This window comes from Henriciella sp. AS95 (assembly GCF_038900055.1).
Classification (GTDB): domain Bacteria; phylum Pseudomonadota; class Alphaproteobacteria; order Caulobacterales; family Hyphomonadaceae; genus Henriciella.
Genome location: NZ_JBBMQM010000001.1, coordinates 2,319,991 through 2,333,683 on the forward strand (window position 1 = coordinate 2,319,991; position 13,693 = coordinate 2,333,683).

Below are 13,693 nucleotides of genomic sequence, written 5' to 3' on the forward strand. Positions count from 1 at the left end.
CTGCAATTGCACTTATCGGCGGAACGGGTAGAGGACATTGAGTCATGGATGAACGAAAACGAAAATTGAAGTTCCGTGCTTCGAGACGAGGGTTTCGAGAGATGGACCTGATTATGGGGCAGTTTGCGGACCGTCACATCGCTGGCATGAGCGAGACTGAACTCCAGGAATTCGAACGCTTGCTCGCCACGCCGGACTGGGAAGTTTACGCTTGGATCGTAGGCAACAAAAGCGTCCCGCCAAATTATGCAGGACCGGTCATGGACCGTCTGCTCGCGTTCGAGTACGACCCCCTCGGTTAGCGCAGTCCGCATCCCGAAACACCTGTCCGGCGAGCCCAGATTTCGAATATGCCCCAAGTCTCTTCATTGGCGCAGCTTTCGGCGCCTACCAATATTGCCGGCGCGCCTTTCGGGCTGGACCTGCTTGTCATGCAGCGCGCTCTGCAGGGCTCTTCACGGATTGGTCTGTATGTCGCCCGCGATGACAAGACGGCCAATGCCGCGCTAAAGCTCGCAGAGTTTAACATGCCAGCCCTGGACAGGGTCTTGCTGCCTGGCTGGGATATTCTGCCCTATGACAGGGTGAGCCCGAGCCCGTCGGTTGCGTCACAACGATGTGCCGCCCTCGCCAGAATTGCCCAGCACGACACGTCGAACAGCGCATTGCTAGTCATCACGACTTCGTCGTCATTGATGCAACGGGTTCCACCGCGTGAAACCATGAAAGCGGCGAGCTTCACTTTGTCTGTAGGGCAGGACGTCGATGAAAAGGCTCTGACAGACTATCTCGCCATCAATGGCTACATACGGTCCAGCACCGTCAGCGACCGGGGCGAATTTTCAGTCCGCGGCGGCATCATCGATGTCTATCCGCCCACAAGCATCGAACCTATTCGTCTGGACCTCTTCGGTTCAACGCTCGATCAGCTGAAAGCATTCGACCCGGAAACCCAGGTTTCCACTCGCACTTTGAAGTCGGCCGTCTTGGCTCCGGTGTCCGAAATTCTCTATTCGGCCGAAACGCTGAGTCTGTTTCGTGAAAAGTACCTCGCCGCCATGGGCGCCCCGGCGGGGGACATGATGTACGAAGCGGCTCGCGCACAGATCCGCCGACAAGGGCTTGAGAACTGGCTGCCACTGTTTCACCCGCATCTTGATACGCTGTTTGATTATGTCGGCACTGATGCGCTCATCGGATTCGGTTATCTTTCCGGTGAAGCGGTTGCCGAGCGCCAGGCTCAGGTCGTGGATTACCATACCGCACGGCTGGAAGCCGCAACGGATGATCGACCAGCAAAAGTACTGCCTCCTTCAAGCCTGTATCTGGAGCCTGCAGAGCTGCAGGATAAACTCTCTGTGCAGCCGGTCGCCCGGTTTTCACCTCTAAGCTCCGATGGCGGTATTGACCTTGGTGGTTCGCCTGGACGTGATTTTGGTCCCGAGCGAGCGCGCCCTGATCTGAATGTGTTTGAAGAAGCGGCCGCTCATGCTCGAAAGCTTCGCGAGCAAGGCAAGACTGTGATTCTTGGCGCGTGGACCGCCGGGTCCGCCGAGCGTCTTGTCGGCGTCATGGAAGACCACGGTCTTGGTGCATTGCCGCGAGTTTATTCGCTTGAAGCGGCCCAGCAGGCCAAGCTATCCATCGTCGAACTGCCTCTTGAACAAGGATATGTCGCCGAAGATTTCGCGATCATCTCAGAACCTGATGTGCTCGGGGACCGGTTGGCGGCACCGAGGCGAAAGCGCAAGTCTGCGAACTTTATTTCCGAAGCGGCTTCGCTGAATACCGGCGATCTGGTTGTCCACGTCGATCACGGGGTAGGGCGATATGAAGGGCTTAAGACCCTCGAACTGACGGGCGCGCCCCATGATTGCCTGGAATTATCATATGCTGGCGGCGACCGGATCTATCTGCCTGTTGAGAACGTCGACCTTATCAGCCGTTATGGCAGCGAAGATGCCGAAAGTGCAATCGACCGCCTCGGTGGGACGGGTTGGCAGACACGCAAAGCGCGCGCCAAGAAACGTATTCTCGAGATGGCGGCGGAGCTTCTCGATATCGCTGCGGCCCGGCAGCTTAGGCAAGCAGAGCCGACCACAACAGGGCAGGGCCTTTACGAGGAATTTGCGGCCCGCTTCCCCTATGAAGAGACCGATGACCAGCTCAATGCGATTGAGGACACGCTGGCTGACCTCGCAAGTGGCAAACCTATGGACCGTCTCGTCTGCGGCGATGTCGGCTTCGGCAAGACTGAAGTGGCGTTGCGAGCAGCGTTCGTTGCAGCCATGAGCGGGATGCAGGTCGCGGTCGTCGCGCCCACCACGCTTCTGGCTCGCCAGCATTACAATTCCTTTGCGGAGCGGTTTGCCAATTGGCCGGTCAAAGTTCGGCACCTGTCTCGAATGGTCAGCCAGAAGGACGCCACCGCGACCAAGACCGGCCTTGACGACGGCACAGTCGATATTGTGGTCGGCACTCATGCCCTGCTTTCTGAGACTGTGAACTTCAAACGCCTGGGCCTCGTTATCGTGGATGAAGAGCAGCGTTTTGGTGTGAAGCACAAGGAGCGCCTGAAAGAGCTAAAGGCAGATGTGCATGTCCTGACGCTGTCGGCGACGCCCATCCCTCGCACGCTGCAGATGGCGCTCACCGGCATTCGGGATTTGTCAATTATTGCAACGCCGCCGGTCGACCGCCTGTCTGTGCGGACCTACGTCACGGAATTCGACACGGTAACGATTCGCGAGGCTTTGCTTCGGGAAAAATATCGCGGCGGTCAGGCTTTCTTTGTCGCGCCCCGGATTCAGGATCTCGATGGACTTGAGACGTTCCTGCGCGACAATATTCCGGAAGTCAGCTTCGTTGTGGCTCACGGCCAGATGCCACCCACAGAGCTGGAAGACATCATGACGGCCTTCTACGAAGGGCAGTATGACGTGCTGCTGTCGACCACCATCGTCGAAAGCGGTCTGGATATTCCGCGCGCCAACACCTTGGTGATCTACCGCTCTGACCGTTTTGGTCTGGCGCAGCTTTATCAGCTTCGCGGCCGTGTTGGCCGGTCCAAAGTTCGCGCCTATGCGTATTTCACAACGCCGACCGAGCAGGTAATGACGCCGGGCGCCGAACGCCGTCTCCGCATCCTGCAATCCCTGGATTCGCTCGGCGCAGGCTTTCAGCTGGCAAGCCACGACCTTGATATGCGCGGATCCGGAAACCTGCTGGGCGATCAACAGTCCGGGCATGTTCGCGAAGTCGGTGTCGAACTCTACCAGTCGATGCTCGAAGATGCCGTCAATGCTCTGAAAGCTGGCGTTTCCGACATGGACGAGGAAATCGCCGACGACTGGTCACCGCAGATCAATCTTGGTGTCGCTGTGCTGATCCCTGATACCTATGTCGAGGATCTCGGCGTGCGCCTTGGCCTCTATCGTCGCCTGGCAGAGATCGATACGGAGGAAGGTCGCGAAGGGTTCGCTGCTGAACTCATCGACCGGTTCGGTCCACTACCGGAAGAGACCCGGCAATTGCTTGAAGTCACCGCGATCAAGGCGGCGTGCAAATCCATGGGCATTTCGAAACTCGACGCCGGACCGAAGGGCGTCGTCATGGCATTTCGTGACGACACATCCGTAGATCCGATGCAGCTCATGAGCATTGTTCGGTCCAGGCCCAACCAGCTGAAACTGCGTCCCGACTCGAAGCTTGTGATCACGAAGGTTCCCGAGTCGAAGGAAAAGCAGATCGTGATGATACGGTCCCTGTTGCGCGAACTGCTAGCGCTCAGCACAAAAACCTAGCTGCCGTTTTTCATCAAAGTATCCGTTGGGGCACGGCTTGGAACGTGCTCGCGTTTTCTTATTGTCACCTTCGAACGAGACATTCAGGGAGACAGACCATGGCCAGCGGACCGCTTACAGGTACCAAAATTGTTGAATTCCAGGGCATCGGCCCCGGCCCGTTCTGCGGGATGCTATTATCGGACCTCGGTGCAGACGTTGTGCGCATCGATCGCGCCGGCTCAGGCGGGCGGCCGGCGTCTCCTGCGAATGTGGAGTCGAGAGGACGTCGCTCAATTGCGCTGAACTTGAAAGACCCGGCCGATGTTGAAACGGCATTAAAGCTGATCGAAAAAGCCGATGGGCTAATTGAAGGTTTCCGGCCAGGCGTCATGGAACGCCTCGGACTGGGCCCCGACATTGCCTTGGACCGAAATCCGAAGCTTGCTTACGGTCGGATGACGGGTTGGGGGCAGTTCGGTCCGCTGTCTCAAGCGGCAGGTCATGACCTTAACTATATAGCTTTGACGGGCGCCCTTGGTGCAATGGGGCGCAAAGGCGAGAAACCATATCCGCCGCTCAACCTCATCGGGGATTATGGGGGCGGCGCGCTCTATCTAGCTTTCGGCCTTCTAGCAGCGATCCTCCACGCCCGCTCAGGCGGCGAGGGACAAGTGGTCGATGTGGCGATGACGGATGGTGCAGCATCACTCGCATCCATGTTCTACGGCATGAGGGCCATGGGCGTCTGGACGGATGAGCGCGAGGACAATTTGCTCGATGGCGGCGCGCATTTCTACGACTGCTACGAAACAAGCGACGGAAAGTACGTCTCCATTGGGTCCATCGAACCTCAGTTCTACGCTTTGCTGCTGGAAAAGGCGGGGCTTACCGATTCGGAGTTTCAGTCTCAGATGGACCGCTCGAAGTGGCCTACATTGTCTGAGAAGCTCGCAGAGGTGATCAAAACGAAGTCGAGGGATGAGTGGTGCGACATAATGGAAGGCACCGATGTCTGTTTCGCGCCTGTGCTGTCTTTGGCCGAAGCCCCTTCGCATCCTCATAATGTTGCCAGAGAAACGTTCATCGAGATTGGCGGTGTTGTACAACCGGCTCCGGCGCCCCGCTTCTCCAAGACACCTGGCGAGGTTCAACGCCCGCCGGCGACGCCAGGCACCCACAATGAAGAAATTATCGCAGACTGGAAGATTTAGAAACCCAATTATAACAAGGTGGTATTGGGAATTCTTACGTCTGAATGGGCGACGTGAACCGAAAACAACAGGGCCGACCGTACGGGTTCATATACAGGCTGCTAAAACACACTCATCAGTGAAGAGCCGCGACGAATATCGTTAGGTTCTTTGTCTGATGTCCTTCTTGCTAAACTTTGGCCATCTCATGAGGTGGCCACTTTTTTGGGTCTTAAGAGGGAAGTGCCTGGGACGACTGTTGCAGAATCTTGAGGACTACACCCCTTGCTGTAACGCGATCTTAGGTGGAAATCAGACGAAGCAATAGTGCACTTACAGAAGTAATAGGCTGAGTATAGGATATGGCAACAGTGATGTCGGCTTCGCCGCGCAAAGTCAGCGACGCAGATCGCGGGATTGGTCAACTGGTTCGCCAGGCGCGTCGTCGCATTGGTATGACGCTTGATGATCTCGCAAAGAAATTGGGCCTGTCCTATCAGCAAGTCCACAAATACGAGAACGGAACAAACCGCATCAGCGCAGGCACCCTTGCCGCAATTGCAAATATTCTGGCGGTTCCCGTCGAGCACCTCTTTCCTGAGGACGTGCTGCTCGGCGATAGCAGTGATGAAGACAGCGAAGTTGATAAGTACAGAAGCGAAGTCAGCCGGATTGTCAGAACGATTGACGATCCCAAGAAACTCGAAGCGATCATCACGATCCTGAAGACCGTCTAGGAAATTCTCTTTAAGTTCAGTTCAACACTCAGCTCGCTTCCCGAGCTGGGTGTTTTTCTTTATGCGCGTTCCAGTGCTTGGGGTGCACAAACGTTTCCGCAAACCAGGGATTGGCTTCGGGGTCGAATTGCGTCGTCAGCCAGTCGATGAATTTGCGTCCTCTCGACAGCCGCTGAACGCGGTGGGTGTATGACAACCAGAATTCAATCGGCACGAGTTCTGGCAGTTCCAAGGGAATCAGTCGCTCGTCGACGATGCACGCGTAGGAGGGTGCCAGCGTGATGCCGCCACCATTGGCGCAGACCTCCCGAAGGACCGTTCCCGAATTCGTAATGATGCTGAACTTCAACATCTTTTTGAGGTCGGACGCTTTTGTGGCCCAACGGTCAATCTGATTGACGTAAGCTTCATGCAAGAGGCAACGGTGCCCCTGAAGGTCAAACAGGCTTTCGGGGCGTCCGTACGTCTCAAGATATGATTCAGACGCGAAGAACATGTAGTGCAGGACGCCGAGCCGGGTTGAGTGCAAGTCTCGGTGCTGAGGTTTGGTGAACACAAAGCTCATGTCAGCTTCGTTGTTCAGGAGGTTTGCATCCTTTTCCAGAATGCTGATGTAAAGCTCAAGCTCGCTGTTCTTGGCCAGATATTGCGGCATTGTGCGGGTAAGCCAGTGAGACAAAACGCCGTCAGTCGAGGCTATTCTGAGATCTCCAGCGGCCTCCTGATCAACATCCGACATTTCAGACAGGATCGTATTCGCTTCGTTCGCGATCGTCGTGGTGCGCCGAAGCACCTGTTTTCCCGCTTCTGTCAGCTCTACTCCGCGCGTGCTTCGGATGAAGAGCTGGCAATTCAGACTGCGTTCGAGCTCTTCGATCTTGCGGCTGACCGTCGGGGTCGACTCACCCACATGTTTCGCAGCAGCGGTCATGCTTCCTAAATCGGCGACCGCAGCGAAAACCCGAAGGTTGTCCCAGTCCAGTTTGTTAGAGCGCATTCTGCCACCACTGGTGTACGTATTTCAGTCCTGAAACCCTTCCTGCCGCGAAAATGCTAGATTGTAAATTTTATAGTTGACAACTTTTACGTGTTTTTATCAGTTTCTCCACCAAGGAGACACTTCTTATGACAATTCACCACCAGGTTGTATCCAATACATCTCGCCCTTACTGCTTTGTCACGCCGGAGAGCATGGCGGCAGATATGGGGCGCTTCGGACTGGTTCGATGTCCGATGGGAAGGACCGCTGAGGCGCTGGCGCTTGGCGAGCGATTGCTTGGTGGACAACTCGCCCGCGAAGAGGTGATTGCAACGCTCGACGCCATTACACAGATGACCTTGTGGACGATTGGTGAGCCGATGAGCGGCATCTACATTACCGTGCCGCTGACGGAAGAGGGCAGGGACGCCGTCGAATCTGGTGAACTCAATCCCGGCGATCCGGCCCTTCGTCACGTCGCACCAGCCAACACACCCGTCTTTGGGCTTTATGTGGGTGTCTATGCCGGTGAAACAAAAGAGACCAGGCGGAGCATCATGGCGGCTTCTGCCTATGTACGAGTCTCGCAATTCTCTCCGGTACCCTGTTATGCTCGAGGCGCAACAGAAGACGGTCGGAGGTCCATGCTGAAGCTGGGCTTCCGGCGGTTACCTGGCGGTCTTTCGGATTTATTCGTTTTCGACCCAATTCAATAAAATGGCGGTGAGACTAGCTCATCCACACGTCGGTCTGCTCGTCATGCGAAGGGGCCCTTCGGACAGCGCTCTGTGTGATGCACCCGTCTCCCTCGTGAATTCGTTGGAAGAGTTGCAGCAAGTTTTCTCGATCCGCGCCGCAGTCTTTATGGCCGAACAATCGTGCCCTTACCGGGAAGAATTTGACGGCAATGACCTCTCGGCGTGTCACCTATTATGCGCGATCGATGGAGAGCCGGTTGCGACGCTTCGCCTGCGCTGGTTTGCGAGCTTTGGAAAAGTCGAACGCGTCTGCGTTCTTCCACATGCCCGTGGTCAGCAGCTTGAGCGGATAATGCTCGCCCACGCCTTTGAGCTTGCTGCTCGTAAAGGTTATCGACTCATGACGGGTCAAATTCAGGCGCGGCTGTGGCCCCTGTGGAAAAGAACCGTTTACTGCATCTTGCGTGAAAACCGGCCATCTTTCTCGTTTTCAGACTATGAATATCTGGAGGTCGATATTCAGCTGCCGCCTCATCCACACGCGCTTACGCCGCTCAGCGACCCGTACCTTCTTATTCGACCGGAAGGCAATTGGGATGAAAAAGGTGTTCTTGAAGCGTCGGTTCTACGGGCCACGGCAAATGCAGCTTGAGCCGGTTGCCTGACGGCGATTCGGCGACGTCCCACGGCTCACCAGCCTCCGTATCTTTACGCATTGAGCGAGGCCTACCTCGTCCTTTTTAGTGCCCGCAGCACTATGCGCCAGGAATCCAAGATGAACGCCTTTACTGACATCTCGACGCGAATGAGTGCCGGGGGAAGTCGCGAAAGGGTTTCGATCGGATTTCGCCGCGAAGTCGATCATTTTCTTCATGAGCGCCTCACGGAGGATTTAAGACAAGCCGGACGGGATACGACTGGCCTGAAATCAGATCCGGTGGCGTGCTCGAAATGGCGAGCGATCCTGTATGAAAAAGGTTGGTTAGCGCCCGCTTGGCCGAAAGCATATGGGGGGCCGGGCTGGTCCGCAGAGCAGCAGCTCTATTTCGAAAATGCATGCGCAGAGAACGATGCGCCAGTTCTGATGTCGTCCGGCATTCGCACAATCGGACCGCTTATCATGCAGGCTGGCTCAACAGAGCAGCAGGCTCGCTATCTTCCGCCGATCCTACGTGGTGAACACGAATGGTGTCAGGGGTTTTCCGAGCCGCAAGCAGGGTCTGATTTGCCTGCGCTTGGGCTGAAAGCCGAGAGAGACGGAAACGTATTCGTTTTGAATGGCAGCAAGCTCTGGACGAGCTTTGCGCACCAAGCATCGCATATGTATCTCCTGGCCCGAAGCGACGCGCAATCGAGCGGCCGTGACGGGTTGGTATTTTTACTTGTTGAAATGGACTTGCCCGGAATCTCGGTGCGTCCAATTCGCTGCCTAGACGGCACGCATGAAGTCAGCGAAGTCTTCTTTGATAATGTCCGGACGCCAGCCGCCGACAGGATAGGCGATATAGATGACGGTTGGACCGTGGCTCGAACACTCATGCAAATTGCCCGATCCAACAATACCACCACTGGAACTCTTCGGCGGGCATGGCGGGCGGCAGCACGCCATGTAAAGGAGGTAGCGCCAGGCGAGATGACCATCCTCCGGCAACTCAACGACCTTGCTTGCCGGATTGAAGAATTTGAAGCGCTGCAGCTGAAAGTCGAAACGCGGCCGCCGTCTTGCGGACGGAAGGCGACATCGTCTTTAATGAAGCTCACCGCGACCGAACTCCACCAGGCAATCACCGAACTTGCGATCCAAGCCGCGCCTCATAATCGGCTGGCTCAGTCGAAATATTTCGCGACACGGGCCGCGACGATTTACTCGGGGACGAGTGAAATTCACCGCAATACAATTGCTTGGGCGATCGGCTGTCCATGAAAGACGTTTCTGCGTTGATCAGGGCAGGGGGTGATCGTCATCTATCAGGATGCGCGCGGCATCGCCTTCGGGATCATCGAACTGGCCCGTTTTTGCGGCCCAGATAAATGCCACCAGTCCGATCAAGCCCAGAAAGAGAGCGATCGGGATGAGGAAAGCGAGCATTTCCATAGTCAGGAACCTCGTGCGCTGGGACGTAGGGCATTCAGCGTCACGATAACGGACGATGCAGACATCGCAATCGCTGCGACCAGCGGCGTTGCGAACCCGGCCACTGCGACGGGAACAGCAATCAAATTATACCCCGCGGCCAGTGAAAAGTTCTGGAGCATTCGGGACCGAGCGCCGCGAGCAGCGTCAATCATGCTGACTATCGCCTCCAGACCACCGCCTGTGTACACGGCATCGCTCGCTGACTGACTCACATCCATGGCGCCGCCAGGGGCGAGAGATGCATGCGCCAAAGACAGCGAACCGGCATCATTCAGACCGTCGCCTACCATCAGGACTTTTCGGCCCTCGGCTCTCAATGCTTCCAGGCGTTCGACCTTGTCCGACGGGCGAGCGCCCGCCCGCCACTCCGAAACGCCAAGCTTGTCAGCAACCGCTCGGACCGCGTCTTCGCGATCTCCAGACAGGATTTCGATGCTGGCGCCACGGCGACGCAAGGCTTCAGCAATTTGAAGAGCGCCAGAGCGAAGGGCGTCTTCGAATTCAAAAAGAATCGGGGCGTCATCGCCTTCCGCGTACCAGAGCTGCAAGCGACTTGACATTGCGGGTATTTCCTTGCCGACCCACTCAGCCGAACCGAGCCGACATTCAATGCCGTCGAGTTCAGCAGTGAGACCAAGCCCGGCGTGTTCCTTGACATGGGGCGCCACCCGACCCGGGCCAGCAGCCTTTACGAGCGCTCGAGACAGCGGATGCCTGGACGCGCGTGCCAGTCGGGCCGCGCGCTCGAGAGAAGGACTCGCCGCATCTTTATCGACCAGGACTGGCTCGCCGACGGTAAGCGTACCGGTTTTGTCAAACACCACATGATCGCACTCTGCGATACGCTCCAGGGCGTCGCCGGATTTAAGATAGATTCCTTTCGAAAACAGGCGCTCGGATGCCACGACCTGAACGACGGGCGCGGCGAGCGCCAAGGCGCAGGGACATGTGATGATCAACGTCGAAACAGCGATCATCAAAGCTTCCCGTATTCCGGCACCGGCCAGCATCCATCCGATGAAAGTAAGGGCCGCTGTGGTGTGCACCAACGGAACATAGAGCGAGACCGCTTTGTCAGCGATACGTCGATAGGCCGACCGTCTTTGCTCTCCAGCCTCGAGCATCCTCGATATCTCGGACAGCAGAGAATCATCTGCAGCGGCGAGTGCACGCCCACGCAATGACTGCGTGAGGTTTACCGTGCCCGCATACAATTTCACGCCAGGCACCGCCATCCGTGGCAGGCTTTCACCCGACACAAGGCTCTCATCGGCCTCACTCTCTCCATCAATAATTTCCATGTCCACGAGCAGACGCTCGCCCGGCGCGACGAGCAAAGTATCTCCCGATGCAATCTCTCCTGCCCGCACTGATTTGGCAGCGCCGTCTGGCTGTAGGCGCGTAGCGGATTGTGCCTGGAGGGCTGCCAGCTGGTGAGCCGCAGCATGGGTACGTCGCCGTAAACGAGCATCGAGAAACCGTCCTATGAGGAGGAAGAAAATGAGCATGACCGAGGCGTCAAAATAGGCGTGCTCGCCTCCGCGTATGGTTTCCACGACGCTGATGCCGAGTGCGAGTGTAATGGCGAGCGATATCGGCACGTCCATGTTCGCGTGGCCGCTGCGCAGAACTTTCCATGCAGATGCAAAAAACACCCGCCCGGAAAAGAGCGCCGTCGGGATCGCGATTGCACCGGAAATTGCGTGCATGACGCGGCGGGTCTGCTCTCCCATTTCGCCATGACCGGCCCAGATTGAAATCGACAGCAGCATCACATTCGCTGCGGCGAAAGCTGCAACGCCCATGGCGATTAGCAAGCTACGCTCTTCGTTTTCTGCCTGTCGCTGAGACTGATCATTATCGAATGGGCTGACGCCATAACCAAGTGCTGAGACTGTGCTCACCACCACGTTTGGGTTGAGCTCACCAGTCCATGTTACGGCAAGGCGCCCGTTCGAGAGATTGAGGCGCGCTGACACCACGCCGGGAAGGGCGGTCAGGGCGGATTCGATTTTTGAAAGGCAGCCTGCGCATTTCGCGCCGCGAACGGCGAGGTTCAGGACTCTCTTGTCGCCGCGCTCCGAAACAAAAGCGGACACGTCTCCATTATTGGAGGATTCGGCCGGCGAAAGCCCGCTCGGGCAACCCCGATCGACCGTGATGGTGGCATCGCTCATTTCAAGCGTATCTCTTTCTCAGCCACAAACCTGTCATCGTTAACATCAGACATTGCAGTTACGATAATGGACCAGTCGCCGCGCTCCAGTGATGGCAAAGCCACTTCGTATACGCCTGGCTCATCAGCTACGGCCTCCATCGGCAACGTTGTATCTCCAGACGTCGTCGCGTTCCGGCGGAATTGAGCCAAAACCGACAGACGTGACACTGGCAGGCCGTCTTTATTGTTTACTTCGACGCGCAATGTCTCATTCGAGCGGTCCGCTAGCCCGGCGCGCATCGTCCAGCCTAACTCGGCTTGCTCACGTTTTGCCTCAAGGGTGTCGTTGTAATTAAGCCCTTGCAGGTATGACTTCTCCACGTCCTCCCCTGGAAAGCTGGTGATGGCAGAGTAAAGAAAGACACCGTTCACTGCGAACATGAGGCCGAAGAATGCCATCATGATCAGGAGGACATGCCAGCCTTTCAGCTTGGCATCCGGCCCTTGGCGGTATTGTTGCGCCACACTCATATTGCAGACCTTTCTCGGCTTTAGTTCGCTGGAGCCATGAAGCTTGTACGGTTGGTGTGCACTTCTCCGGTATTAACGTCTGTTAGAAGGAGGAAAAAGTGCCTCCGGCCGTCTACGCTTTCTTCTGGAATACTGACCGACAGGCGATACCGGTCGACACCGTGCGCCGCCACCGGCAGCATAATGATGCCTTCGTCATTGGGTTCCAGTCCGGTGACATCGAGGACGAGGCCGTTCATGCCGTGGGCTTCGAGACTCATGCTACGGGCATCGCCGGATTTGTTGACCAGTTTCAGCGTGTAGCCATTGCGGATGTCGCCGTCCGACAATTGAATGTATGGCGGCGAGCGATCTTTGAGCACGTTCACTTCAAACGTTCCCCGATTGAGGAGACCGAACGCCATCACCGATGCGATCATCACCATGACGACGAAGTAAAGGATCGTTCTTGGGCGTATAAGCCTGTATTTCGGTTTCTGACCCGACGCCCGGCATGCAACGGCTGTATCGGTGTCGTATGCGATCAGCCCGGTCGGCCGATCGATCTTCTTCATGATGTCATCGCAGGCATCAATACACAGTGCGCAGTGGATGCATTCGAGCTGAGCGCCGTCCCGAATGTCGATACCCATTGGGCAGACCTGTACGCACTGCTTGCAATCGATGCAATCACCACGCCCGTCCCAGCTCTCACCTTTACGATGCGGGCCACGAGGTTCACCGCGGTCATAGCGATAGGTCACGTTCAACGCGTGTTCGTCGGTGAGCGCGCCTTGTATCCGTGGCCATGGACACAGATAGGTGCAGACCTGCTCGCGCATCGTGCCGGCGAGCGCATAAGTCGTGAATGTCAGAATGCCTGCGAACCAATAGGCCGACAGCGGCGCCTCACCTATGAAGAAGGTTTCAGCTATCATCCGCGCATCATGAAAATAGAGAATGAATGCGCCGCCTGTCAGGAAGGCGATCAACAGCCACACAATGTGCTTGCCGATCTTCCTCCAGGCTTTGTCAAAGCTCCAAGGTTTCTTGTCCAGGCGGATCCGAGCCGCACGGTCACCTTCGAAGGCGCGCTCCACCCAGATATAGAGATCTGTCCAAACGGTTTGTGGGCACGCGTATCCGCACCAGACCCGACCGAAGAGCGATGTCACCAGAAACAGGCCCAAGGCGGCCAGGATCATCAGGCCGGCAAGGTAGTACGCCTCCTGCGGCCATATCTCGATCCCGAAAAAGAAGAACCGCTCACCGGCGAAATCGGCCAGTACTGCCTGGTCTGGAACCCCTGCGCCGCGTGGCCAGCGAAGCCAGGGCACCAGATAATAGACGCCGAGCATCACCGCCATGGCCGCCCATTTCAGGGTTCGAAACTTGCCATGGGCTAGCTTCGGATAGATCTGTTTCCTCTTGGAATACAGGTCCTGCGGCGGCGGTGCCGGCGGCGGCGATTTAGGAGTTATGAGCGTTACGCGTGACAT

General features: G+C 56.8%; 12 protein-coding genes. 7 read left to right on the forward strand and 5 right to left on the reverse strand.

Annotated elements, in window-relative coordinates; all coding sequences use genetic code 11:
* Window positions 1-44 precede the first annotated feature (44 nt).
* From WNY37_RS11520 to WNY37_RS11535, 4 genes are all read left to right on the forward strand, one after another.
* A complete protein-coding gene (locus tag WNY37_RS11520) occupies window positions 45-302 on the forward strand; it encodes a succinate dehydrogenase assembly factor 2 (RefSeq protein WP_342973536.1) in 258 nt (85 codons plus the stop codon).
* 48 nt (window positions 303-350) lie between these two features.
* Window positions 351-3,803, forward strand: a complete 3,453-nt coding sequence (mfd, locus tag WNY37_RS11525) for a transcription-repair coupling factor (RefSeq protein WP_342973537.1) — start codon at window positions 351-353, stop codon at window positions 3,801-3,803.
* Window positions 3,804-3,901: 98 nt separating this feature from the next.
* A complete protein-coding gene (locus WNY37_RS11530) occupies window positions 3,902-4,996 on the forward strand; it encodes a CaiB/BaiF CoA-transferase family protein (RefSeq protein ID WP_342973538.1) in 1,095 nt (364 codons plus the stop codon).
* 341 nt (window positions 4,997-5,337) lie between these two features.
* The gene (locus WNY37_RS11535) at window positions 5,338-5,712 is read left to right on the forward strand and encodes a helix-turn-helix transcriptional regulator (RefSeq protein WP_342973539.1); all 375 of its coding nucleotides are present in this window, start codon (window positions 5,338-5,340) and stop codon (window positions 5,710-5,712) included.
* Window positions 5,713-5,740: 28 nt separating this feature from the next.
* Here WNY37_RS11535 and WNY37_RS11540 read toward each other — a convergent pair whose 3' ends face one another.
* Window positions 5,741-6,709: a LysR family transcriptional regulator gene (locus WNY37_RS11540; RefSeq protein ID WP_342973540.1), complete on the reverse strand. Its 969-nt coding sequence runs from the start codon at window positions 6,707-6,709 to the stop codon at window positions 5,741-5,743.
* A gap of 128 nt (window positions 6,710-6,837) precedes the next feature.
* Here WNY37_RS11540 and WNY37_RS11545 point away from each other — a divergent pair, with 128 nt between their 5' ends.
* From WNY37_RS11545 to WNY37_RS11555, 3 genes are all read left to right on the forward strand, one after another.
* Window positions 6,838-7,407, forward strand: a complete 570-nt coding sequence (locus tag WNY37_RS11545) for a hypothetical protein (RefSeq protein WP_342973541.1) — start codon at window positions 6,838-6,840, stop codon at window positions 7,405-7,407.
* 94 nt (window positions 7,408-7,501) lie between these two features.
* Entirely contained in the window at window positions 7,502-8,041 is a 540-nt protein-coding gene (locus WNY37_RS11550) for a GNAT family N-acetyltransferase (protein ID WP_342973542.1), read from the forward strand.
* Window positions 8,042-8,164: 123 nt separating this feature from the next.
* Window positions 8,165-9,313 carry an acyl-CoA dehydrogenase family protein gene (locus tag WNY37_RS11555; RefSeq protein ID WP_342973543.1) on the forward strand — a complete coding sequence of 383 codons (1,149 nt, stop codon included), beginning with the start codon at window positions 8,165-8,167 and terminating at the stop codon, window positions 9,311-9,313.
* Between the two features lie 18 nt (window positions 9,314-9,331).
* Here the strand turns inward: WNY37_RS11555 and ccoS are convergent, their stop codons facing one another.
* Genes ccoS through ccoG form a run of 4 tightly spaced genes read right to left on the reverse strand, consistent with a single transcriptional unit; the run spans window position 9,332 to window position 13,693 of the window.
* On the reverse strand, window positions 9,332-9,484 hold the full coding sequence (gene ccoS / locus WNY37_RS11560) for a cbb3-type cytochrome oxidase assembly protein CcoS (RefSeq protein WP_342973544.1): 153 nt from the start codon (window positions 9,482-9,484) through the stop codon (window positions 9,332-9,334).
* Between the two features lie 2 nt (window positions 9,485-9,486).
* Window positions 9,487-11,703 carry a heavy metal translocating P-type ATPase gene (locus WNY37_RS11565; RefSeq protein ID WP_342973545.1) on the reverse strand — a complete coding sequence of 739 codons (2,217 nt, stop codon included), beginning with the start codon at window positions 11,701-11,703 and terminating at the stop codon, window positions 9,487-9,489.
* Entirely contained in the window at window positions 11,700-12,215 is a 516-nt protein-coding gene (locus tag WNY37_RS11570) for a FixH family protein (RefSeq protein WP_342973546.1), read from the reverse strand. Before WNY37_RS11570 ends, WNY37_RS11565 begins: the two co-directional genes overlap by 4 nt.
* Window positions 12,216-12,235: 20 nt before the next feature.
* Entirely contained in the window at window positions 12,236-13,693 is a 1,458-nt protein-coding gene (gene ccoG, locus WNY37_RS11575) for a cytochrome c oxidase accessory protein CcoG (RefSeq protein WP_342973547.1), read from the reverse strand.